This is a genomic window from Streptomyces sp. RK62, from assembly GCF_018070255.1.
Taxonomy (GTDB): Bacteria; Actinomycetota; Actinomycetes; order Streptomycetales; family Streptomycetaceae; genus Streptomyces; species Streptomyces nigra.
On record NZ_JAGPYD010000006.1, the window covers coordinates 135432 to 158673 of the forward strand.

General features: G+C 70.0%; 16 protein-coding genes and 1 pseudogene. 9 read left to right on the top strand and 8 right to left on the bottom strand.

Annotated elements, in window-relative coordinates; all coding sequences use genetic code 11:
- The first annotated feature begins 20 nt into the window (after nucleotides 1–20).
- On the top strand, nucleotides 21–1592 hold the full coding sequence (locus KBY32_RS13315) for an amino acid permease (protein ID WP_210980134.1): 1572 nt from the start codon (nucleotides 21–23) through the stop codon (nucleotides 1590–1592).
- A 27-nt stretch (nucleotides 1593–1619) separates the two neighbouring features.
- On the opposite strand, the gene KBY32_RS13320 is transcribed toward KBY32_RS13315, so the two are convergent.
- Nucleotides 1620–2315: a TetR/AcrR family transcriptional regulator gene (locus KBY32_RS13320; RefSeq protein WP_370592007.1), complete on the bottom strand. Its 696-nt coding sequence runs from the start codon at nucleotides 2313–2315 to the stop codon at nucleotides 1620–1622.
- Nucleotides 2316–2482: 167 nt separating this feature from the next.
- On the opposite strand from KBY32_RS13320, the gene KBY32_RS13325 reads away from it, so the two are divergent.
- The 4 genes from KBY32_RS13325 to atzF are packed head-to-tail and all read left to right on the top strand — an operon-like array spanning nucleotide 2483 to nucleotide 9220.
- On the top strand, nucleotides 2483–3337 hold the full coding sequence (locus tag KBY32_RS13325) for an urea amidolyase associated protein UAAP1 (protein ID WP_210980135.1): 855 nt from the start codon (nucleotides 2483–2485) through the stop codon (nucleotides 3335–3337).
- Entirely contained in the window at nucleotides 3334–3987 is a 654-nt protein-coding gene (locus KBY32_RS13330; RefSeq protein WP_210980136.1) for an urea amidolyase associated protein UAAP2, read from the top strand. Before KBY32_RS13325 ends, KBY32_RS13330 begins: the two co-directional genes overlap by 4 nt.
- Nucleotides 3984–7571, top strand: a complete 3588-nt coding sequence (uca, locus tag KBY32_RS13335; protein ID WP_210980137.1) for an urea carboxylase — start codon at nucleotides 3984–3986, stop codon at nucleotides 7569–7571. The genes KBY32_RS13330 and uca overlap by 4 nt, the downstream gene beginning before the upstream one ends.
- Nucleotides 7568–9220: an allophanate hydrolase gene (gene atzF, locus KBY32_RS13340; RefSeq protein WP_210980138.1), complete on the top strand. Its 1653-nt coding sequence runs from the start codon at nucleotides 7568–7570 to the stop codon at nucleotides 9218–9220. The genes uca and atzF overlap by 4 nt, the downstream gene beginning before the upstream one ends.
- Before the next feature lie 284 nt (nucleotides 9221–9504).
- Here atzF and KBY32_RS35390 read toward each other — a convergent pair.
- Together KBY32_RS35390 and KBY32_RS13345 are read right to left on the bottom strand one after the other, a co-directional pair.
- Nucleotides 9505–9699, bottom strand: a pseudogene (locus KBY32_RS35390) (flavoprotein); the annotation flags it as partial.
- 9 nt (nucleotides 9700–9708) lie between these two features.
- The gene (locus KBY32_RS13345; RefSeq protein ID WP_374224935.1) at nucleotides 9709–10368 is read right to left on the bottom strand and encodes a TetR/AcrR family transcriptional regulator; all 660 of its coding nucleotides are present in this window, start codon (nucleotides 10366–10368) and stop codon (nucleotides 9709–9711) included.
- A 515-nt stretch (nucleotides 10369–10883) separates the two neighbouring features.
- On the opposite strand from KBY32_RS13345, the gene KBY32_RS13350 reads away from it, so the two are divergent.
- A complete protein-coding gene (locus tag KBY32_RS13350; protein ID WP_247689454.1) occupies nucleotides 10884–12710 on the top strand; it encodes an RICIN domain-containing protein in 1827 nt (608 codons plus the stop codon).
- Between the two features lie 286 nt (nucleotides 12711–12996).
- On the top strand, nucleotides 12997–13782 hold the full coding sequence (locus KBY32_RS13355) for a DUF1963 domain-containing protein (RefSeq protein ID WP_210980139.1): 786 nt from the start codon (nucleotides 12997–12999) through the stop codon (nucleotides 13780–13782).
- Between the two features lie 39 nt (nucleotides 13783–13821).
- Here the strand turns inward: KBY32_RS13355 and KBY32_RS13360 are convergent, their stop codons facing one another.
- Complete coding sequence (locus KBY32_RS13360) at nucleotides 13822–14469, bottom strand: TetR/AcrR family transcriptional regulator (RefSeq protein WP_210980140.1); 648 nt, start codon at nucleotides 14467–14469, stop codon at nucleotides 13822–13824.
- Nucleotides 14470–14617: 148 nt separating this feature from the next.
- Between KBY32_RS13360 and KBY32_RS13365 the strand changes: the two genes are divergently transcribed.
- A complete protein-coding gene (locus KBY32_RS13365; protein WP_210980141.1) occupies nucleotides 14618–16051 on the top strand; it encodes an MFS transporter in 1434 nt (477 codons plus the stop codon).
- A 385-nt stretch (nucleotides 16052–16436) separates the two neighbouring features.
- On the opposite strand, the gene KBY32_RS13370 is transcribed toward KBY32_RS13365, so the two are convergent.
- Both KBY32_RS13370 and KBY32_RS13375 read right to left on the bottom strand, forming a co-directional pair.
- Nucleotides 16437–17342 carry a GNAT family N-acetyltransferase gene (locus KBY32_RS13370; protein WP_210980142.1) on the bottom strand — a complete coding sequence of 302 codons (906 nt, stop codon included), beginning with the start codon at nucleotides 17340–17342 and terminating at the stop codon, nucleotides 16437–16439.
- 344 nt (nucleotides 17343–17686) lie between these two features.
- Nucleotides 17687–18568 carry a fructosamine kinase family protein gene (locus KBY32_RS13375; RefSeq protein WP_210980143.1) on the bottom strand — a complete coding sequence of 294 codons (882 nt, stop codon included), beginning with the start codon at nucleotides 18566–18568 and terminating at the stop codon, nucleotides 17687–17689.
- Nucleotides 18569–19572: 1004 nt separating this feature from the next.
- Here KBY32_RS13375 and KBY32_RS13380 point away from each other — a divergent pair.
- Entirely contained in the window at nucleotides 19573–20565 is a 993-nt protein-coding gene (locus tag KBY32_RS13380; protein ID WP_210980341.1) for a polysaccharide deacetylase family protein, read from the top strand.
- A gap of 346 nt (nucleotides 20566–20911) precedes the next feature.
- On the opposite strand, the gene KBY32_RS13385 is transcribed toward KBY32_RS13380, so the two are convergent.
- Together KBY32_RS13385 and KBY32_RS13390 are read right to left on the bottom strand one after the other, a co-directional pair.
- Entirely contained in the window at nucleotides 20912–21871 is a 960-nt protein-coding gene (locus tag KBY32_RS13385; protein WP_210980144.1) for a sensor histidine kinase, read from the bottom strand.
- A complete protein-coding gene (locus KBY32_RS13390) occupies nucleotides 21868–22650 on the bottom strand; it encodes an MEDS domain-containing protein (RefSeq protein ID WP_210980145.1) in 783 nt (260 codons plus the stop codon). The genes KBY32_RS13385 and KBY32_RS13390 overlap by 4 nt, the downstream gene beginning before the upstream one ends.
- Nucleotides 22651–23242 lie beyond the last annotated feature (592 nt).

Consider the following 23242-nt stretch of genomic DNA (forward strand, 5'->3'; position numbering starts at 1 on the left):
CTCCGCGACAGGGGACCGCCATGACCGTGACCACCGATGCCACGCCACCCGCATCTCCATCGCCGGGTGACGGCGGCGCACTCGCCCCGTTCGGCTACCCCCAGGAGCTGCGGCGGCGGATGGGGCGGTACGCCTCCTTCGCCGCCGGGTTCTCCTTCATCTCCGTGCTGACCACGGTCTTCCAGTTCTTCTCCCTCGGCTACTCCTTCGGGGGGCCTCTCTTCTTCTGGACCTGGCCGGCCGTCCTCATCGGGCAGCTCCTCGTCGCCGCCTGCTTCGCCGAACTCGCCGCCCGCCTGCCCATCGCCGGAGCGATCTACCAGTGGGCGAGCCGGCTCGGCTCCCCCGCCTTCGGGTGGTACGCGGGCTGGATCATGGTGATCGGGCGGATCGTGGTGGTGGCGGCCGCCGCGCTCGCCCTGCAGGTCGTCCTGCCGGCCGTCTGGTCCGGTTTCCAGATCGTCGGCGGCGACCCGTCGCCCACGACGGCCAGCGGTGCCGCCAACGCCGTCCTCCTCGGCCTCGTGCTGTTGGCACTCACCACCTTGCTCAACGTCCTGGACAACCGGGCGCTGTCGGCCGTCAACACGGTCGGGGTCACCGCCGAGATCGCCGGCGTCGCCCTGATCGTCGTCCTCCTGGCCACCCACGCGGAACGCGACCCCGGTATCACCCTGCACACCGGCGGCGAGGGCGGCCTCATCACGGCGCTCCTGGTGGGCTCGTTCACCGCCGCGTACGTGCTGATCGGCTTCGAGAGCGCGAGCGAGATGAGCGAGGAGACCGTCAACCCCCGGCGCACCGCGCCTCGCACCACGCTCACCGCGCTGACCACTTCGGGTGTCTGCGGTGGGTTGCTGCTGCTCGGCGGTCTGCTCGCCGCGCCCAGCCTCACCGACGGGCGGCTGGCGACGGAGGGGCTCGGCTACGTGCTCACCAGTACCCTCGGTGACGGCCTCGGCCGGGTTCTGCTCGCCGACGTGGCCGTCGCCGTCTGCGCGGCGACCCTCGCCATCCAGACCTCGGCGACCCGGATGCTCTTCTCCATGGCCCGGGACGGCGTCCTTCCCCGGTCGGCGGCCCTGGCGCGGGTGCCGCGACGGACCGGGATGCCCGGCACGGCCGCGGTGGTGGTCGGCGTCGGTGCGGCACTGCTGCTCCTGCTCAACCTGGCCTCCCCGCAGGCGTTCCTCGCCATCGGCACGACGTGCATCGCGATGGTGTACTTGGCGTACGCCATGGTGACCGGGCCGATGCTCGTGCGGCGGCTGCGGGGAGAGTGGCGGCCTCCGGCCGACGCCGAGCGAGACGAGCTCGGGCGTCCCCTGTTCTCCCTCGGGCGGTGGGGACTTCCCGTCAACGTGCTCGCGGCCGCCTACGGAGTCTTCATGACGGTCAACCTCGCCTGGCCGCGTGCGGAGGTGTACGACCCTGAGGGCGGCCACTGGTACTTCCGCTGGTTCACCGTCCTGGTCCTGGCGGCGACGGTCGCGACGGGGGCGGCCTACCGCTGGTACCGCCGGCGTCGGGGCGTCCCGGAGCACGGGATTCCCGTGCAACCGGGTCCGGAGGCCGCGACCGCAGGCGCCTGAGACAGGTCCGCGTCCGGGATCCGGGGATCAGACCCGTGCCGCGAGGAGCCCAAGGCCCTCGCGGCGCAGTCGTGCCAGGGCGCGCTGCGGTACGCCGGCCACTCGGAGCGCGGCGTCGGCGGTCGCCCCCGCGAGGGCGTCGGGGTCGTGGCCGGGGCCGGCGCGGCGGATGAGGATCACGCTCTCGGTGAGGCCGAAGAGGAGATCGGCGCGGAGTGCCAGTTCCTCGGGGGTGAGGTGCGCACCGGGCTCGGTGGTGGCCAGCAGCCCCGTGTAGGCGGACTTGAGTTCGGCCCTGAGGCGGTGGAAGTCGGCGAAGCGCTCCGTCCCGACCTCGGGCAGCAGGTAGAGCGCGCCGAGGTTGTGCGGCCCCGCGCACAGCAGGGTGGCGTCGGAATGGCACAGCGCCCACAGGCGTGCCTCGGGGGACGCCTCGGTACGGGAGACGAGTCCGGCTGCCAACTCCAGCGAGGGTCGTACGGTTCCCTCCAGCAGATCGGCGAGGATCGCCTCTTTGCCGTCGAAGTAGTGGTACAGGGACGCTTGTCGTAGCCCGGCGCGCTCGGCGATGGAGCGGGTGGAGGTGGCCGTGTAGCCCCGGGTGGTGAACAACTCCGCTGCCACGGCGAGGAGTTCTTCGCGCGGCTCGGGGCCGTCGGCGGGTCGTTCTTGGGCTCTCGGGCGGCCGACTCTCCTGCCGGCGGGCGTGTTCGGCGTGCTCACTGCGTGATCCTCGCACAGGGTCATCCGCTTCCTGGGCGCGGGCCGTGGGGTGAGCCCTCGGTAACCGACCGGAAACGCGCGGGCAATGGCGGTGAAGCGGCCGCTGCCTAATTTCTGTCGAGCGACAGAAATTAGGCCGGAGACGAGCCCGCACCGGAGGTCGAGCCATGGGGACACCCTCAGCGCCACCGTCAGTCACCGCGTCGGCGTACGGCGCCCGCGCACATGCCCGCGCCCAGGAGGGGACCCCGGCGGATGCCATGCCGGTCGTCCCCGCGAGCGAGTGGCCGGAACCTCCCCCGGGCGTCGCGGCGGGCGACCTCGTCTGGGCCGAGACCGTGGCGGGTGGCAACTACACCCACAAGGTGCTCGCCCGCGGCACCGAGCTGCGGCTGACCGACCTCACCGGCGACGCCTGCGCCCACCTCCTCCTGCACTGCGCCGACCGGCCCTGGGAGCGGATGAACACGGCCGACACCGTCAAGGTGCTCTGGAACGCCTACCTCGGCGAGGGACACCTGCTCCTCTCCGACCAGGGCCGCGTGCTCGCCTCCGTCGTCCAGGACACCTCCGGCCGGCACGACGCCCTCACCGGCACCTCCACCCTCGCGCGCAACGCCGCCCGGTACGGGGACGGGACCCCGCAGTCCGCCTCGCCGGCGGGACGCGAGCTGTTCAAGCTCGCCGCACTGAAGAACGGCCTCACCCCGCGCGACCTCCCGCCGTCCGTCTCCTTCTTCCAGGGCGTACGGATCGCCGAGGACGGCACCACCGTGTTCACCGGCTCGGCGGGTCCCGGCGCGTCCGTCACCCTGCGCGCCGAGCAGGACGTCACCGTCCTCCTCGCCAACGTGCCGCACCCGTTGGACCCGCGTCCGCGGTACGTCTGCGGAGACCTCCAGGTAGTGGCGTACCGGTCCCGTCCGACCGCTCCCGGAGACGCCCTCTGGGACGCCGCCCCGGAGGGCCGCCGCGCCTTCCTGAACACCGCCGATCACCTCACCGCCCGGGGGCTCGCATGACCGTCACCGCCCTTCCCGGACTCGTCGTCCGCGACGACACCGTTCCCGCCCGCGCCGGCTGGTCCGCGGTCGTCCGCAAGGGGCAGTTGCTGACCCTCACCGACCTGCACGGCAACCAGGCCGCGGACTTCCTGGTGTACGACGCGCACGACACCTCCGTGCGCTACAGCGCCCCCGACACGATCCAGGCCCAGGGCAACGTCTTCCTGACCACCGGCTCGGTCCTGCTCTCCAACGAGCACACGCCGCTGATGACCGTCGTCGAGGACACCTGCGGACGGCACGACACCCTCGGCGGCGCCTGCTCCAAGGAGTCCAACACCCTCCGCTACGGCCACCACACCTGGTCGCAGCACGCCTGCGTGGAGAACTTCCTCGGCGAGGGCGCCAAACACGGCCTCGGCAAACGCGACCTGGTCTCCAACATCAACTGGTTCATGAACGTGCCCGTCGAGAAGGACGGCACACTCGGCATCGTCGACGGCATCTCGGCCCCGGGCCTGAAGGTCGTGCTCCGCGCCGACACCGACGTCCTCGTCCTGCTGTCCAACTGCCCCCAGATCAACAACCCCTGCAACGGGTTCGACCCGACGGCCGTCCGGATGACCATCACCGAGCCCGGCGAGAACGACGAGGACAGCGCACGATGACCTTCGACACCCTGCTGGTCGCCAACCGCGGCGAGATCGCGGCGCGCGTCATCCGCACCGCCCGGACGCTCGGGCTGCGGACCGTCGCCGTGTACTCCGACGCCGACCGCGCCACCGAGCACGTCCGGATCGCCGACGAGGCCGTACGGCTCGGCCCCGCCCCGGCCAAGGAGTCCTACCTCGACGCCGACCTGGTCCTCAAGGCCGCCAAGGACACGGGAGCGGGCGCGATCCACCCGGGCTACGGCTTCCTGTCCGAGGACGCCGCCTTCGCGCGCCGCTGCGCGGACGCCGGCATCGTCTTCGTCGGCCCCACCCCGGAACAACTGGAGCTCTTCGGGGCCAAACACACCGCGCGCGCCGCCGCCGAGGCGGCGGGCGTCCCGCTCGCCCCCGGCACCGGCCTCCTCCCCGACGTGACCGCGGCCCTCGCCGCCGCCGACGAGATCGGCTACCCGGTGATGCTCAAGGCGACAGGGGGCGGCGGCGGCATCGGCATGCAGGCCTGTCACGACGCGGCCCAACTCGGCGACGCCTGGGAGCGGGTGCAGCGGGTGGCCGCCGCCTCCTTCTCCTCCGCCGGGGTCTTCCTGGAACGACTCGTCGAGCGGGCCCGCCACGTCGAGGTGCAGGTCTTCGGGGACGGCAGGGGCAGGGTCGTCACCCTCGGCGACCGCGACTGCTCCCTCCAGCGCCGCAACCAGAAGGTCCTGGAGGAGGCACCGGCCCCCGGCCTGCCGGACCACGTCCGCCACCGGCTCGCGACCGCCGCCCGCGACCTGTGCGCGTCGGTCGACTACCGATCCGCCGGCACGGTCGAGTTCGTGTACGACGCCGCCCGCGAGGAGGCGTACTTCCTGGAGGTCAACACCCGCCTCCAGGTCGAGCACCCGGTCACCGAGGCGATCTACGGCGTCGACCTCGTCGCCTGGATGCTGCGCCTCGCCCAGGGCGACACCGACGTCGTCACCGCTCCCCCGGCCCCCACGGGCCACGCCGTCGAGGCGCGCGTCTACGCGGAGGACCCCTCCCGCGACCACCGCCCCAGCGCGGGCCTGCTGACGCGGGTCGCCTTCCCCGACGACGTCCGCGTGGACGCCTGGGTAGAGACGGGCACCGAGGTCACCACCTCGTACGACCCCATGCTCGCCAAGGTGATCGCGCACGGCACCGACCGTACCGACGCACTCCACCGGCTCGACGCGGCCCTCGCCGCGACCCGCGTCGACGGCATCGAGACCAACCTCGGCCTGGTCCGCGCGGCCCTGCGGAACGCCGACGTCCGCGCGACCGCCCACTCCACGGCCACGCTCGCCGGCGTCACCGACCCGACCCCGCGCGTCGAGGTCGTCGCCGCGGGCACCCTGACCACCGTGCAGGACTGGCCGGGGCGTACCGGCTACTGGCAGGTCGGTGTCCCCCCGGGCGGGCCGATGGACGACCTGTCCTTCCGGCTCGGCAACACCGCCCTCGGCAACGACGAAGGCGCCCCCGGACTGGAATGCACCCTCCAGGGCCCCTCCCTGCGGTTCACCCACCCGACCACCGTCTGCGTCACCGGTGCCCCGGCACGGGTGACGGTCGACGGTGCCGCCGTGCCGCAGTGGGAACCGGTGACCGTCGACGCCGGACAGACCCTCGCCGTCGACGCACCCACCGCCCACGGTCTGCGCACCTACGTCCTGTTCGCGGGCGGCCTCGACGTACCGGAGTTCCTGGGCAGCGCGGCCACGTTCACCCTGGGCCGGTTCGGCGGGCACGGCGGACGGGCCCTCCGCCCGGGCGACGTCCTGCACGGCGGCGCGGCACGCACGCAGACCTCCGTCGTCCCCGTCGCCGAACGGCCGGACTTCGGCACCGTCTGGCATGTCGGCGCGGTCGAAGGTCCGCACGCCGCCCCGGAGTTCTTCACCGAGGACGACGTCCGCGACTTCTACGCGGCGGACTGGAAGGTGCACTTCAACTCGGCGCGCACCGGCGTCCGGCTGGTCGGCCCCAAGCCGCGCTGGGCGCGCTCGGACGGCGGCGAGGCCGGGCTGCACCCCTCCAACATCCACGACACGCCGTATTCGGTGGGCGCCGTCGACTACACCGGCGACATGCCAGTCCTCCTGGGCCCCGACGGGCCGTCGCTCGGCGGTTTCGTCTGCCCGGCGACAGTCGTCACCGGGCAGCGCTGGAAGCTCGGCCAACTCCGCCCCGGCGACACCGTCCGGTTCGTCCCGGTCACCGCGCAGGCCGCCGCCGGGCTGCGCCGTGCCCCGGCCACGGTGCCGCGCGCCGACCGCGAGGTGATCGTCGACGGGGGCGTCCTCGCCCGCCTGCCCGAGAACGACGCCCGCCCGTCGGTCACCTACCGGCGCAGCGGCGACGACAACCTCCTCGTCGAGTACGGGCCCATGCAGCTCGACCTGGCGCTGCGCATGCGAGTCCACGCCCTCGCGGAGGCGCTGGCCGCACGCGGGCTCCCCGGAGTCGTCGACCTCACGCCGGGCATCCGCTCGCTCCAGATCCAGACCGATCCGGACGTGCTGCCGCAACACGACCTGCTCGACGTGGTGCTGCGCGTGGAGGAGGAGCTCCCCGCCACGGACGAACTGGTGGTACCCAGCCGGACCGTGCACCTGCCGCTGTCCTGGGACGACCCGGCGACCCGTGAGGCCATCGCGCGCTACATCGCCGGCGTGCGCGACGACGCCCCCTGGTGCCCGTCGAACATCGAGTTCATCCGCCGTGTCAACGGCCTGGACACGGCGGACGACGTGTACCGCACCGTCTTCGACGCCGAGTACCTGGTGCTCGGCCTGGGCGACGTGTACCTCGGCGCCCCCGTCGCCACCCCGCTGGACCCCCGGCACCGGCTGGTCACCACCAAGTACAACCCGGCCCGCACCTGGACGGCGGAGAACTCGGTCGGCATCGGCGGCGCCTACCTGTGCATCTACGGCATGGAGGGCCCCGGCGGCTACCAGTTCGTCGGCCGTACGACCCAGGTGTGGTCGCCCTGGCAACAGCGCGGCGCCTTCGCACCCGGCAGGCCCTGGCTGATGCGCTTCTTCGACCGGATCAAGTGGTACCCGGTCGGGGCCGACGAACTCCTGGAACTGCGCGCGGACATCGTCTCCGGCCGGTTCGTGCCGAAGACCGAGGAGGGCACCTTCTCGCTCGCCGCCCACCAGGACTTCCTCGACGCGAACGCCGCGTCGATCGCCGCCTTCCGGGCCCGGCAGAGCGCCGCCTTCGGCGCCGAACGCGACGCCTGGGAGACCGCCGGCGAGTTCGCCCGCGCCGAGGCGGCCACCGAGGTCGTGCAGCCCACCGCCGATGTCGAGGTGCCCGAGGGCGGCCGGCTGGTCGAGGCCGACCTCACCGCCTGCGTCTGGCAGGTCAACGTCGAGGTCGGCGACCGGGTGTCGGCGGGTCAGCAGCTCGTCGCCCTGGAGGCGATGAAGATGGAGTCCCCTGTGACGGCTCCCGCCGCAGGCGTCGTCGCTGAGGTCCTGATCAGGCCGGGAACCCAGGTCGAGGCGGGTACCGCCCTCGTCGTCCTGGCCCCCGTCGAGACCGCGGAGGTGGCCGTATGAGGGGTGCGCTGGAACGGGTGCGGGCCGCGTACGCCCGCATCGCCCGGGCGGACCGGCCCGAGGTGTGGATCGACCTCCGCCCCCAGGAGGACGCCGAGGCGGAGGCCGCCGCCATCGACGCGCGGACCGCCGCCGGGGAGCGCCTGCCCCTGGCCGGAACGGTTCTCGCCGTGAAGGGCAACATCGATGTCGCGGGGCTCCCGACCACCGCGGGCTGCCCTTCGTACGCGTACCGGCCCGCAGCCGACGCACCGGCGGTGGCGCGGCTGCGGGCGGCCGGGACGGTGGTCCTCGGCACCACCAATCTGGACCAGTTCGCGACCGGTCTGGTGGGTACGCGCAGCCCGTACGGCGCGGTCCGCAACGCCGTCGACCCGGCGTACGTGTCCGGCGGGTCCTCGTCCGGTTCGGCGGTCGCGGTCGCCCTCGGTCTCGTGGACCTCGCCCTCGGCACGGACACGGCGGGTTCCGGCCGGGTGCCGGCCGCCTTCAACGGTGTCGTCGGCCTCAAGCCGACCCCCGGGCTCGTCCCTGCCGAGGGCGTCGTCCCGGCCTGCGCGTCGCTCGACTGCGTCACGGTGTTCGCCCGCACCCTCGCCGAGGCCGAGCAGGCCCTGTCCTTCATGGCGGCACCGGTGGACCTCGCCGCCGTGCCGCCGCGCCGCCCAGGGCCGTGGCGCGTCGCGGTGCCTCGGGCCCCGCAGCTCGGTGAGCTGGACGAGGGCTGGGCGGGGGCGTTCGTCACGACGGCGACCCGGCTGGCGGAGGCGGGGGCCGAACTCCTGCCCGTGGACCTTGCGCCCTTCCTCGAGGCAGCGGCCATGCTGTACGAGGGTGCGTTCGTCGCCGAGCGCTACACGGCCGTCGGCGCCTTCGTCGACGAGCACGCGGGCGATCCGGGCCTCGATCCGACGGTGGCCGGGATCATCTCCGGGGCGCGCGACGTGCCGGCTCACCGCCTGTACGCGGACCGCGAGAGACTGGCCGGCCTCCGCGCCCAGGCCCTGGCCTCCCTCGGCGACGCGGACGCGCTGCTCCTGCCGACCACGCCCGGGCACCCGACTCTCGCCGACGTCGCGGCCGCACCCCTCGACGCGAACGCCCGGCTCGGCCGGTTCACCAACTCCACCAACCTGTTCGGCCTCGCGGCGGTCGCCGTCCCGGCGGGCGAGGTGGCGGGACGGCCGTTCGGCGTCATGCTGATCGGGCCGGCCCACACCGACGAACGCCTCGCCCGGATCGCCCGCCTGCTCATGGCTCCGCCCCTGGACCTGGCGGTGATCGGCGCGCACCTGTCCGGGCAGCCGCTCAACGGGCAGTTGCTCGCCCTCGGCGGCCGGTTCGTCCGCACGACCGCGACGGCGCCCGCGTACCGGCTGTACGCCCTGGACACGACGCCCGCGAAACCCGGTCTGGTCCGGGTGCGCGACGGCGGAGCGGCGATCGAGGCCGAGGTGTGGCGGCTGCCCGCCGAGGGGCTGGGCGCGCTGGTGGCCGCCCTCCCCCGCCCGATGGCCCTCGGCAGCGTGGAACTCGCGGACGGCACCCGCGTGCCGGGCTTCCTCTGCGAGCCCGAGGCCCTCGACGGCGCGCGGGAGATCACCGCGCACGGCGGCTGGCGCGCGGCGCTCGCCGCCCGCACGGAGTGACGATCGGGACCTTGGGGTCGGGCTTCGCCAGGTGGGACATCACAGCAGTCCACCAGGGCGAGGCCCCCCCCCGCGCCCCGGTCCCCCTCCAGCCGTGCCGCGCATCGAATCCCGGCGACCGGAGCCTGGTCAGGCGCGTCGGGCAGGGTGCATGGGGCAGCGGTCCCACGGGTGAGAGCGTCGCGGAAGGTGGGGCGGTGGCGGGCCCACGCGTCCTCCTCTGGGACCGGAGCAGCCGTCCCACTCAGGATCTGCGCGCCGCAGGACGAGCAGGGCGGCGCGAGCAGCACGATCACCTCGTCCACGGGCTCCAGGCGGCGGCCGTCCTCGTCGACCAGGACCAGACGGCCGTCGTCCACCCGGTCGATCGCTTCGGTTCGAAAGCCGGTGACCGCCTCCGCGTGGCCCCGGTCGACGGCGGCCTTGGCCGCCACGCCGAGACGCTCCAGCTGGGGTGGACGCCGGTCCGCGAGCCGTCCGCAGCCGGCTCAAGTGGTCGCGGAGAAGCGCTCAGGAGCAAGGTGTGCGAGCAACGACGTGATGACCAGGTCCGTGGAGGCCACCATGTCGACGTTGTCCGGGGCAAGCAGCCATTGGACCTGGAGACCATCCATGACGGCGATGATGGCGTTCGCCGCGTTCTGCGCGGCCGGCCTGGTCTCCTCGTCGGCTCCGCAGGCCTCGATCACGGCGTCGGTGACGAAGGCGCGCAGACCGGCGTAACGGTCTCGAAAGTACGCCTGGGCCGGGTGGGCGTCGGTGACGGACTCGGCGGAGAGCACGGTGTAGAGCCTGACGATGCCCTCGCGCTCGGCGTTCCGGCGGGCGGTGGCGACGAGATGACGGAGGAACTCAAGGCCTTGCGGGCGCTCGGTGCCAAGCTGCTCGATGTCTGCCTCGTCGCGGAGTTCCAGGACACTGGTGAGCAGCAAGGCCTTCGACCGGAAGTAGTGCAGTACGCCGGCCTGGGTCAATCCCACGCGGTCGGCGATCTCCGCCAGGGATGCGTTGTTGTAGCCGCGGGCGGCGAACGTATCCGTGGCGATATGCAGGATCTCCTGTTGCCGCCTCCGAGCTTCGACGCTGCGCGGCGCGCGTGGCGTAGCCCTGGCACTGCGGGCAGGTCCGTCTACCGGCTGATCACTCACCCGCGACAGCCTACGCCGAGCCCTCACCACCGGTAATGATCTTTGCATCTCCGGGACAACTGATTGGTGCAGACCACTTACTAAGTACTTAGTAAGTGTGTTTTCATGTCGCCCACTCGTTGTTGCGCCCATGAGGAGCCTCATGCCTTCTCCCTCGGCAACAGGACTTCAAATCATCGGAGTTGGGCTGTTTTGTGCCGCCCGTCGGCTGGGTGCGGAGCGCACAGGACGGGGCCGTCACCCAGTCGGGCGGCGATTCGCCGGCGGTGGACGCGTACCAATGCGACGGGCCGGAAGGCAGAAATGCCTCCCCTCTCCCGCGTCCGGCCTCCATGCCTGCCCGCGCGACCCCGAGTGCACCACCCTTCGAGCCCGGTCGGCTCGTCCTCCTCCCCGCTCCGGCGAGCCGATCGGTATACCCCCCCACGCGTCACCGACCGAAGGAGACCCGCACCGTGTCAAACCACCTCAGGACCCGCCCGCCCAGAGCTCGGGCGGCTGCGCTCGTCCTGGCTCTGGCCGTCACCGGTCTTGGCCTCACGAGTGGTGGAACCGCACAGGCCGCTGATCCCGTCGCCCAGGTGTGGATCACGACCCCGGACGGCGCCCGCAAGCTCAGCTCGGACGGCAGCGCACCTTTCACCGGCTCCCCGCAGTCCGTCGACATCCGCATCGACGCGAACGCTCGGGGGCAGAGGTACACGGGTGCGGGCGCCTCGGTCACCGGCGCGTCGGCCCACCTCATACAGCAACTGCCGCAGGACAGGCGCAACGACCTCATGCGGTCGCTGTTCTCGACCTCGGGTGACGGGATCGGCCTTTCCTACCTGCGCCAGCCGCTGGGCAGCAGCGACTTCGACGCCACGAACAACCCGCATTCGTACGAGGACACGCCCGGTCAGTTCTCCATCGACCGGGACCGGGCAGAGATCATTCCAGTGATCAAGCAGGCGCTCGGCGTCAACCCGTCCATCCGCTTCATGGGAACCCCCTGGTCACCTCCGGGGTGGATGAAGACCAGCAACTCGCTCAACGGCGGCAGCCTCAAACCCGAGAACTACGGCTCCTACGCCGACTACCTGGTCAAGACCATCCAGGCCTACCGGCAGGAGGGCATCACACTCACCGACCTGAGCGTCCAGAACGAACCCGAGTTCGCCACCAGCTATCCCTCCATGTCCATGACCTCGACGCAGCAGGCTGACTTCCTCAGAGTCCTCGACCCCAAGCTCACCGCCGCCTCACTGCCGACGAACCTCCTCGCCTTCGACCACAACTGGGACCACCCCAACTACCCCCTCGAGGTGTTCTCCCGAACATCCGGGATCAACCGCATCATCGGCGCAGCCTTCCACTGCTACGGTGGACAGCCCTCCGCCCAGCAACAGGTCGTCAACGCGGGCAAGCGCGTCTTCTTCACCGAGTGCTCCGGGACCGACAGCTCCAATCCGGCTACCACGTTCGCAGACAGCCTGCGCTGGCAGGCGGAGAACCTCGTCGTGCAGAACATGCGCAACGGCGGCGAGACCGTGGTGACCTGGAACCTCGCCCTCGACCAGAACGGCGGCCCGCACCAGGGGCACTGCGCCAACCGCTGCAACGGCGTGGTCGAGATCGCGAACGGCAATGTCAACCGGGGTGCGGAGTACTACTCGCTCGGCCACATCAGCAAGTTCGTCAAGGTCGGCGCCACCCGGATCGGTTCCACCAGCCAGGGTGGCGGGGGGATCCAGAACGTCGCCTTCCAGAACCCGGACGGCACACGCGTCGCCTACGTGGTGAACACCGGCGGGACGCAGCGCTTCTCCATCACTGACAACGGTCGCTCCCTCACCTACACCCTGCCGAGTGGCGCGGTCGCCACCTTCGTGTGGAACCCGTCCGGCGGCGGTGACCCGACTGGCCCGATCGACACCAGCGCCTGGTACCGGGTGGCGAACACCAACAGCGGCGCTTGCCTGGACGCCACTGACTGGGGCACCACGAATGGCACCCCGCTCCAGCAGTGGTCGTGCGGCGACGGGGCCAACGAGAAGTGGCAGTTCCGCTCCGTCGGTGACGGCTACTACCAGGTGGTCAACCAGCACAACAACAAGTCCTGGGATGTGGACGGCGGCGCCGGCGCGACCGCGGACGGGACCAAGGTGCACCTGTGGGACTACGTCGGCGGCACCAACCAGCAGTGGCGTGCCGAGCCCCTCACCTCGGGGCAGTACCGCTTCGTGGCCCGGCACAGCGACAAGTGCCTGACTGTGGACGGATCTTCCACCGCCAACGGTGCGAAGCTGTCCCAGCAGAGCTGCTCCGGCTCGACGGCCCAGTCCTTCCGACTGACCGGCTGACCTGACGGTTCCACCTCGAAGGTGGTGGGGCACGGCCGACCCCGGCGGCCCCACCACCGACGAGCTTGAAACTAGCCGCCATCGGGGGGACGGGGACGCGGTGCGGCGTACATGTGCGGCGTCTTGTCAGCCAGGGCGTGACTCCGGGCCGGCAGGCGTTCCTGGCTGCCGCCGAACAAGTCGATCCGGCACGGGCTCCGGGTGACGGCCCCAGGGCAGGAACCTGCCACCTGCCGACGGGAGTTGAGGCCTGTCGATGTCAGTCGGTCCTGGCATGATCGCGGTCATGACCACTCCGACCGTGGAAGAGCTCGTCCTGAGGGCGGCCCAAAGGCATGGCGTTCCCGGCCCCGTAGGGCAGGAGCTGCTGGCCGAATCCCGGCCGTGCCTCCACCTGGTCCCCATCCAGGACCTGACGCCCGACAAGCAGCGGGCGGCCCGTCCCGCCGCGCGCACGGGAGGCCTTCCCTGCCTGCCGGACGGCGTCGACTGGCCCGATGGGCGCGACCCGCTGATACTGACCGTCGATTGCGCAGCTCTCCCCCGCGAAGCCCTGGACATCGAACTTCCGCAGGACGGCTACCTGTTGTTCTTCATCACGATCGAGTACGAGCCGGAGTCGTCGGCGGTGCTGCACGTTCCCGCCGGCGTGCGAACCACACAACACTCGGCGACCTACGAGTTCTACGGGGAACCAGAGCAGGTCAAGGTCTACCAGCCGGACGTTCTGTATGCGGTTCCGGGGCTGACCGTCTCACCCGACTGGCGCGACAGCCCGGCGACCAGCGCGTACCTGGACCTTGACGGCGACCGCGACGACACCCTGGACGACTTCGAGGACGCCGTGCGCAAAGAGGCAGCCGGCGGCGCCTCACACGGAGTCGCAGTCCAACTCGGCGGCCACTCCAGCCCTTGGCAGTCACCACCGGACGAAGGTGACCGCGTCCTCCTTGCCCAAATACACGGACAGTCGATCGACCGCCACGTCTACACCCAGACTCTGATTGTCGGCACCCGCGAGGACATCGCCGCGCGCCGGTACAACGCCTTGGAGTTCGAGCAGCAAGTCTGAACGGCAACCGAGTTCCGTCGAGGCGAGTTCAAGAGGCGTTCAGGCGCCTGCAGGGCTGTAGTGGTCGAGGAACATGGCCACTCCCCCGATGATGAGACGGTCTGTCAGGTCCTCATCGATGTCCGTGCCGTAGGAGCTGAAGACCATGTGCGGAAAGACCAGCAAGCCGTAGAACTGGATGATCGCCACCTCCAGGTCGGAGATCTCCAGCCGCCCCTGCTCGGCCAGGGCCTGCAGAGCTCCCGCGACGGCGGGATGGTGGCTCTCCGTGCCGCGGTGCCGCCAAGCCCTGCCCAGTTCAGGGAAACGGTGGACCTCTGCGGCGACGAGGTTCCTCAACGCTGAGACCTCGTCGTTCGTGCGCACGGCGCGGATCCAGGTCCGGGCGGCATCGACGAGGGCGGTCCGCAGGTCCTCGGCAGCCGCCAGCCCCTCCAGCGCGGCCGACGACTCCCCGGCGAGCGGCTCATCCAGAGCGTCCGTGATCACCGCGATGAACAGGGCTTCCTTGCTGCCGAAGTGGTTGTAGACAGTCACCTTCGACACGCCGGCTTCGGCGGCGATGGTGTCCATCCCCACGCTGAAGCCGTCCCGCAGGAACAACGCGCGAGCGGCCCGGACGATGGCCTGCCGTTTCACCTCCGCACGGGGGCCGCTGGGGGGCTGTCTGACACCTTTCACGCTCATACCGCGACCCTAGCAGTTCACCTGAACTGTTGAGTTCATGTGAACTGAACAGTATGGTTCAGTTCAGAGTCGAGTGCGGCCGCAGCCCTGCTTCTCCATTGACCGTTGCACCAGATCCGACCGCCGACAAACGTCCGAAGGACCCGCCATGACCCACTCCCCGGCCAGTACTCATCACTCGGTCCAGCAGGACCATCCGCCCGCCGACCCCCGCCGCTGGACCGCGCTCGTTCTCATCTGCGCGGCCCAGTTCATGCTGGTCCTCGACGTCACCGTCGTGAATGTCGCCCTGCCCGACATGGCTGCCGATCTCGATCTCGGCCGGTCCACGCTGACCTGGGTCGTCACCGCCTACACCCTGTGCTTCGGCGGGCTGATGCTGCTCGGCGGCCGACTCGCCGACGCTCTGGGCGCCCGCCGCATCCTGTTCACCGGACTCGCACTGTTCACCGCGGCCTCGCTGCTCACCGGACTGGCCCAGAGCGCCCCGATGCTGCTCGGCGGCCGGATCGGCCAGGGCGTCGGTGCGGCCCTGCTGTCCCCGGCCGCGCTCTCCCTGGTCTCTTCCACCTTCCACGGCGCCGAACGCAACAAGGCTCTCGGTGTCTGGGCCGCGATCGGCGGCACCGGCTCCGCGGCCGGCGTACTCCTCGGCGGGGCCCTGACCGACGGGCCCGGCTGGCCCTGGGTGTTCTTCATCAACGTGCCGGTCGGACTACTCCTGCTGGTCGTCCTGCCTGCCGTCATTCCTATCCGTGCCCCGCAGCCCGTACGACTCGACGTACCCGGAGCGCTCCTCGTCACCGCGGGCACGGCTTCCCTGATCTACGGTCTGGTCGAAGCGGGGGACAGTGGCTGGACGGACCCCTCGACCCTGCTGGCGCTGGCCGGTGCGGCGGCCGCGTACACGGTTTTCGCAGCGGTCGAGCGCGCCAGTCGGGCACCGCTGATGGACCTGCGGATGTTCACCCGGCGGCCGGTGCTCGCGGGCGCGTTCCTGATGCTGATCGCCACCGCGCTGCTGATCTCGTACTTCTTCCTCGGATCCGTCTACCTCCAGCACATCCGCGGCCTCAGCCCGCTGCGCACCGGGTTGGTGTTCCTGCCCGTCGCCGTGGCCACCGGCATCGGCGCACACCTCGCCTCCCGGCTCGTCGGCACGATCGGCAGCCGTCCGACGGCCGCCGCCGGCATGGCCCTCGCCGCCACCGGGACCATCCCGCTGACCCGGCTGTCCCAGACCGGCAACGTGTACGCCGGGCTGCTGCCGGGCTTCGTGATCGCCGCCCTCGGTATCGGCGCGGTCCTCGTCACGGCCATGACGACCGCCCTGACCATGGTGGAGCCCGCCGAGTCGGGCCTCGCCTCCGGCGTCGTCAACACCTTCCACGAGGTGGGAGGCTCGATCGGCGTCGCCGTCGTCTCCACCGTCGCCGCCTCCGGCTTCGCGCGTGGTTCGGCAGCCGGATTCCGTGACGCGTTCACGGTGTGCGCGGTGGCCGCCGGGGCCGGCGCCGTCGTCGCCCTGGGGCTCGTGCCTCGCGGCAAGCCCCGGTCCACCGGGGGCCCGCACGTCCACTGATCGCCGCCCACCGGCGAGCAGCCGCCGGGCCTCAGAACGCCAGGAACTGTCACCGTCCACCCCGACAGCTCCCGGACTCAGAAGGAAGCGTTGGGTTGCACGGCTCCTACCTGTGATTCCCCGCCGATCTTCCCGTGATAGGGCGGCGGGTGGTCCTGCGACTTCGTGTACGGCGCTTCACGTGCGAAGACGTCTCCTGCATACGGCGAACGTCCGTTGAGCAGGTCGCCCCAAAACCCCAGCCACAGGTCCCGCGGGTGGTCGGCGTGACGAGTACGCGATGCGCCAGCGGTCGGCGAGGTGTCTTGCCCTCGGCACTGGCTCGGAATGTTCACGGGTTCCGATAGCACCGGGCCTTCCTGGCGGATCGAGCGCGGCGGTGGTCTCAGCGCCAGTCGTCGATCACATAGGCGGCGGGGTAGCTGTACCCGGGTTGGTTGGGCCTGTGCATGGTCACACCCTGCAACCAGGTGCGGAACCCACGGTCGATCATGCGCCGGTAGGCATCGGGGCGGCCCAGGTTCATGCCGGCGTCCAGTTGGTCCAGCCCGCGCTCAGCAGCCAGCCGCTCGCACGCGTCGAGCAATCGCTCGAACCGGTCAGCAGCCCCCGGACCCGGACGTACGGCACCGAATTTGACGAAGCACACGTCCGTGCCGGCCTCCGACCCGGCTCCGCAGTGGCAGACGGCCAGGCCGTCGAGCTCGGAGCCGGCGCCGTGCAGCAGGATGGTGTCACCGAGTCCCTGCGTGTGCACGGCCACGATCTCTCGTTCCAGGCTCAAGCCCTCGTAGACGGCTCCGGTCAGTGCTCGACAGAGACTCAGCGCATCGGGCTGCTCGGCAGCGGGCAGTTCGCCATACAGCACCCGGCCGGGCACTGCGGCAGCTTCTGCGACCTGCTTCTTCATGATGGCCGTGAGGAATCGGGGCCAGAATCCGTACCGGCGGTAGAGCTCAAGGTGCTTGGGGCTGTGCGAGAAGGTGAACAGGCCGAGGTGGCTGTTCCCCCAGGCGTCGAAGCAGTCCATGACCGGCTCCATCAGGCGCCTGCCGATGCCTTGGTCCCACAGATCCGGACGTACAGTCAGCGGACCGAAGAACCCGACGCTGCCCCAGTTGGTGGCGAAGTTCGATCCCACTACTTCACCCTCGACCGTCGCCGCGAACGCCGCCTGTGGATCGGCCGCCCAGCGCGTACGGACGTAGTCCACGGTCCCGAACGGATCAGGTGCCCCCAGGAAGGTCCCGAAGGCGACCCTGCAGATCTCATCGGCCCGATCCAGGTCCATCTCACCCAGCGGGCGGACTGATGCAGGGACCGCTCCACTCTTGCGCTCCGCTGCTGGTGGGACCACCGTTCTCTCCTCCTCTCCCCCGTTCCATCGCACCACGGAGGTAAGCGGCAGGCGAGGCGAACGGTCCGCGATATACCTGAAGATCGGTTCGCTCCACAGCGTTCGAATCATGTTCGATCGAGGGAGGTGGAAGCAGCCCCTGTCGCTGGAGGTGGGTGTCATGCCACGACAGGTCTGCGTCGATAACGCCGGCCCGTCGGTTCCGGCGACGCGAAACACCGGTCACACTGACCTCGGCCGTAGAACCAGGATCGCGTCTGCGGTGTGTTCAGATCACTTCACAGCCGTCGCCGGAACGGGGCGAGCGTGGCGCGCACGATGTCGACGGCCCCCCAGTCGGGCTCGAACTGGGCGATCACAGCCAGATGCTGGCGCAGCTGGAGAATCGGCATGCGTTCGCGCCAGCCGCGGTCGAGGCCGGTGAGCTCGGCGTACAGCGTGAAGAACACGTGCGCCTCAGGCGGCGGCGCCGTCGTCCACAGGTGGGCCAGGTCGACCTCGGCCCACGTGTACGACACGGCCGGGTCGATGAGTGCAGGCCGGCCGTCAGCAGTCGCCATGACGTTCATGGCCCACAGATCTCCGTGCGTCAAACAGGCGGGTTTGATCGGCAGCAGCTCAGGCAATCGCTCGCACAGACGCTCCAGCGCCATCCGGTCGGCGGCATCCAACGCCTCTTGAACGCGACGCTCGTCCAGCCAGCGCAACAACCGATTCTGGGCGAAGAACTCGAAGCCGTCATCCTCCCAGGTATTGATCTGCCGACGGCGCCCCAGCCAGTTGTCCCGGTGCCACCCGAATCGGGGGTACCGAGTGCTGGTGTGCAGGTGCGCAAGCACATGCGCGAGCCGCTCCCAGAAGGTCTCGGTCCCGGGCTGCGGCTGCAGCATGGACAGCACGAGCAAGTCGCGGTCCACAAGGATGATCTCGGGCGTGGTCACACCGCCGGCCTCACACAGCACGGTGAGCCCTTCCGCCTCGGCGGCGAACGCGCCGTCCGACGGTGGCTCACCGAACGCCTTGACAAACACTGACGTGCCGTCACCACAGTGCACAAGTCCCGAGGTCGCCGCGAAGCCTCCGGCAACTGGCTCGATTGCAACGACGTCGCTCAGACCGGCCACTTGGAGGCGTTCAAGCAGGGCAGGTGTCGCTTCCATCAACGGTGCGCTCCTCTGTCGAGTCCCGACGTGCTCAGCTCCAACGCTCCCGGAGCCCGGCATCACTGCTGCAGTCTTCGAGCGGCGCTGGCTCACCTGGCGGGGCCACCCCAGGACGCCGACGGAATGCCGAGGCTTCTGCGGACCCGCCTGGCCGACACACTCCTACCACGCACCGCCGACACCGCCGACACGTGCGTTCACGGCACTGCGACTCTTTCGGTCACTGATCCACCGCGCCCTACATCGGACCGGCGTCGCCCCACGACACCCAACCTGGGTCCACATGGGCGTTCGCCACCCCTTTCCGAGAGTCCGAAACATTCGTCAACAGCTCCCCGGTCAGCCTACTCATGTTTCGAGAAACTTTCGGAAACTTTGTCATTGACTGTGTACTTGAACCCCGCCCATACTCTCCAGCGTTCGAACCCTCCTCCGTAACGACGAGGGGACTCCTGGTGCCTGTAGGTCGATTGCTTCACCTTCGGCCGCTGCAGACGCCCCAGGTTCCTCATGAACGGTGCCGACATCGATCCGAACCTCCCAGCCCGTCCGCCATGGCCCCTGGACCGCACCCAACGAACGTGCCCCTCGGCGCGGGCGTGGTCTTCCGGGCAGCATCCGTGATCTCCCTCCTGTAAGTCCCAACCCAGGAAGGAAGGCATGCACCACTCATCCGCTCAGACTGTCGGGAGCCTCCTGACCGGCCTCGAGTGCGTCTGCTCTCCCTCTTCAGCCGGCTTTGTGCACTCGCGGTCGTCAACGCAGCGGTGGCGTTGCCGGCCACCGCCAGCGCCGACGCCACCAACCAGGCCGGCACCAATAGCGGCTACCCCTACGCGCGCTGGAGCGACGGCGGCGGCTCGGTGTCCATGGGGGCCGTCACCAGTGACGGGGGCACGTACGGCCCACGGTCACCTGCAGCACCAGCTAGCCGCAACTCCTCACATGACAACGGGCAGGCCACCCCCGCCTGCCCGTACCTCCCAGGAGGAAAACACCTCATGCCTCGCACACCCCGGAAGCCATTAGCAGCCATCGCCACCGGTTACGCGCTTGTGGCCGGGATGCTCATGGCCGGCTCCCTCGTCGCAGGAAGTGCCGCACCGGCCCAGGCTGCCAGTTGCAACGGCTACGTCGCCCTCACGTTCGACGACGGACCGTCCAACGACCACACCCCCGCCCTGCTCAACGCCCTCAAACAAAATGGACTCCGGGCCACCATGTTCAATGAGGGCCAATACGCGGCTGCCTACCCCGCTCAAGTCCAGGCACAGGTCAACGCTGGAATGTGGGTCGGAAATCACAGCTACACGCACCCCCACCTGACCCAGCAGAGCGAATCCCAGATCGACTCCGAGATCTCCCGGACCCAAGCGGCCATCGCCTCAGCAGGCGGCGGCACACCGAAACTGTTCCGCCCTCCGTACGGCGAGACGAACTCGACGGTGAGGTCGGTGGAATCCCGTTACGGCCTCACCGAAGTCCTCTGGGATGTCGACTCCCAGGACTGGAACAACGCCAGCACCGACGCCATCGTGCAAGCTGTCGGCCGCCTCACCAACGGCCAGGTCATCTTGATGCACGAGTGGCCCTCCAACACACTCGCCGCCATCCCTCGCATCGCGCAGTCCCTGGCCAGCCGCAACCTCTGCACCGGCATGATCTCCCCGAGCACCGGCCGCGCTGTCGCACCCGATGGCGGCCCCGGCGACGGTGGTGGCGGTGGCGGTGGCTGCACGGCAACGCTGTCGGCCGGCACCAAGTACAACGACCGCTACAACCTGAACGTCTCCGTCAACGGATCCAACAACTGGACCGTCACGATGAAGGTGCCCTCACCCGAAAAGGTGCTGGCCACCTGGAACATCAGCGCAAGCTACCCCGACGCACAAACCCTCGTGGCCAAGCCCAACGGCAACGGCAACACCTGGGGCGCCACCATCCAGACCAACGGAAACTGGACCTGGCCCACAGTCACCTGCAGCACCAGCTAAGGGCTGTGTAGCTGACGGACGCCTATGACAGTGGGTCTTGGGCTTTCTGTCGTAGGCGTTCGCATGGGGTCCGGCCAGCGAGGACGCCGTGTGGGCGATGGTAGTTGACGTCGTCGACGACCTGGCTCTCCAGCAGCCGGTAGAACTCCTCCGAGTCGATGCGGAGGGATCGCTCGACCTTGCCGTTCAGCCGCGGTGTGCGGGGCCTTGATGCGGACGTGTCCGATGCCCTTGTCCAGCAGGTGCCAGTGGAAGGTCTGGCCGAACTCCTGGCCGCCTAGCCGAAGACCACGGCGCCGGCGCCACCATCACGGTCGCAGGCACCGGCGGCGCCACCCTTGCAGTCTCAGTACGTCACTCCGGTGTGCAGACGAATCGTGGTTCCTTCGTCAGGGGTCGAACGGATCTCGACCAGGTCGCACAGCTGGTGCGCGAGCCAGAGGCCCCGACCGCCCACCTGGGTGCGGGTGGGCCGTGAACGGCCCACGAGCGGATCGTCGATAAAGCCGGCGTCGCGGAATTCGCACACCAGGCGCTGCTCCTGGCTCCACATCCGCAACACGCCCTGGCCCCCGCCGTGTCGGATGCTGTTGGCGGCAATCTCGGTCGCCGCCAGATGCAGCTCGCGCAGGCGGGCCCCTTCCAGCCCGAGCTGTTCGGCGCAGGAGGCGATCTTCTCCCTGAGCGCGGGAAGATCACCTCGGCTGTAGGCGAACTCCTCGTAGGGGGAACAGGGGAGACTGAGCGGGCTGAAGTCGAAGGGTGCCTGCGGGTCGTAGGTCTCGCTCGTTTCGCTGCGGCCGTCAGTACGGATGGTGGGATGGCAGCGGGACATTCGCTCCAGCGCAGCCCCTTCGCCCGCGATGTCGTACGGGCACAGCAGCCACCACGCGGGGCCGACGGAGAACGCCTTGTTCAGCAGCCACTCGTGGTAGCGCAGTTCTTCCGCCTCCGCAGGACTGCGCACCTCGCCCCAGGGGGATTCGCCGATCCCGCGCACAGGCCGGCCTACGGCGGTGTGCGCCTTGATCCATTCCTGCCACGCCTCGATGAGTCGGCCCGGGTGGTGAGCCACCGCGCTGGTCTCGACGTAGCGAACCTTGTCGTCCCCGGGCATCTCGGCACGCAAGAGGGCGGCCTTCTCCTCGGGAACGGCGACGACGACAGCCTCTCCACCGTCCCGGGCCTCCCGGATGAAGCCCAGGGTGCCCTGGAGGTATTCCTCGCTGCCCTCGTAGGGGTACAGCTCGTGCCTGTATCCCTCCCCGGACGGTGACGGTGTGGTGTGGGTTTCGGAGGAGGTCATGGCGTCATCACCACGGGGATGGAAGGGTCTGCGAAGCCGGACAGCTTCCAAGCCAGGCGTACGGTCTCATTGGTTCCCTCCAGCACGATCTTGCGATCGGGCAGCGCTCGAGCGGCATCGGCAAGGGCGCTCATGCCGGCTGCGTCGAAGAAGTCCAGACTCTGGCACCGCAGCCGCACCGTGGTCGTCTGCCGCAGTAGCGTGAGCAGGATCGCACCGAAAGCCACGGCACCGTCGGTGTCGACGATCCCCTTCACAGTCCAGCCGCCCTTCCCCGCCCGGTAGAGCTGAAACGAGGGCGACTTCGGTCGGCTGCCCAGGTGATGGGGGTGCACACATCTGAGCTTGTCGAGAAGGGCAGCATCCCAGTGGCCTCTCTGATAGGCGCAGACCACAGACGCGCCGCTGTCAGCCGCGAACTCTTCCAGTTCCAGCTCACTGCGCAGCAGCCGCTCCTCGTCACCGCCGGCGGCTTCACCTGTCACATGGTTCAGCACCCGTAGAGTCCGGTACCCCTCGCTCTCGGCGCTGGCCGCCTCCCGGCGCACCACCGCGAGAAGGGATTCCTCGAGCCGCGTCGGATCGAGTACGAGAGCGACGGCATCAGTCGTGACCTGCGCGGAGGGCGAGACGATCAGCACCTTGTCGCCGAACAGAGCTCCGTCCGCGACAAAGGCCCGGCTTCGGACCATCAGATCGTCCGTCACATCCAGAAGCTGACACACATGGTCACCGACATCGACCTCATCCAGCGTCTCCACCGCGCGTGTCGCTCTCACCGCTTCCTCCCTCGCCTCGCCTCCCACCTTAATGTTCCGCACGCGCAGATCACCAAGCCGTCCGGGCCATGATCGATCACCCGAAGCCGCGCATCGCCGGCGCGCGGAGCAAGCCGAGGGAACCCACCGGCGAAGCGGGATGAATGCTGTGTCTGCCGACCGGTCGCCCTCCCGCCGTCGTCGCGCGCCTGTCCGGCAGACGATCGCCGCACGGGGGCACCGTGCCCGGGCGGTCAGGACCCGCTCGCGGCCGTCGGCTGCCCCCGTCATACCTCGGTCTGCGCGTAGGCGGCGTCATCGGTGCGGACGTTTCGGTCGTCAGGGGAAACAGGCCCCCTCGGCAGGCGTCGGTCCGCGGAGTCCGGGAGCACCTCGGCGTCCTCGCACGGACCGGTCGCGTCCGGTGCCCGGGACTCGGATTCTGCGGCCCGAGAAGCGGCGAGCCCTCATCAAGAATGTGACCTAGGGCACGTTACCGGGGGTAGCTGCAACAGCGTGTCGCAGGTAAATTGCCATCACACGCAGAAGTGGAACCACGTGTCCGACCAACTGCTGTGCCCCCGGCGGCGGGGCGCATCTCCGCCCCTCCCTC

Bases quoted from the DNA above. Each gene is read 5' to 3' on its own strand.
- KBY32_RS13315 (WP_210980134.1), top strand. From the start codon at position 21: ATGACCGTGACCACCGATGCCACGCCACCCGCATCTCCATCGCCGGGT.
- KBY32_RS13325 (WP_210980135.1), top strand. From the start codon at position 2,483: ATGGGGACACCCTCAGCGCCACCGTCAGTCACCGCGTCGGCGTACGGC.
- KBY32_RS13330 (WP_210980136.1), top strand. From the start codon at position 3,334: ATGACCGTCACCGCCCTTCCCGGACTCGTCGTCCGCGACGACACCGTT.
- uca (WP_210980137.1), top strand. From the start codon at position 3,984: ATGACCTTCGACACCCTGCTGGTCGCCAACCGCGGCGAGATCGCGGCG.
- atzF (WP_210980138.1), top strand. From the start codon at position 7,568: ATGAGGGGTGCGCTGGAACGGGTGCGGGCCGCGTACGCCCGCATCGCC.
- KBY32_RS13355 (WP_210980139.1), top strand. From the start codon at position 12,997: ATGACCACTCCGACCGTGGAAGAGCTCGTCCTGAGGGCGGCCCAAAGG.
- KBY32_RS13360 (WP_210980140.1), bottom strand. From the start codon at position 14,469: ATGAGCGTGAAAGGTGTCAGACAGCCCCCCAGCGGCCCCCGTGCGGAG.
- KBY32_RS13365 (WP_210980141.1), top strand. From the start codon at position 14,618: ATGACCCACTCCCCGGCCAGTACTCATCACTCGGTCCAGCAGGACCAT.
- KBY32_RS13370 (WP_210980142.1), bottom strand. From the start codon at position 17,342: ATGGACCTGGATCGGGCCGATGAGATCTGCAGGGTCGCCTTCGGGACC.
- KBY32_RS13375 (WP_210980143.1), bottom strand. From the start codon at position 18,568: ATGGAAGCGACACCTGCCCTGCTTGAACGCCTCCAAGTGGCCGGTCTG.
- KBY32_RS13380 (WP_210980341.1), top strand. From the start codon at position 19,573: ATGCCTCGCACACCCCGGAAGCCATTAGCAGCCATCGCCACCGGTTAC.
- KBY32_RS13385 (WP_210980144.1), bottom strand. From the start codon at position 21,871: ATGACCTCCTCCGAAACCCACACCACACCGTCACCGTCCGGGGAGGGA.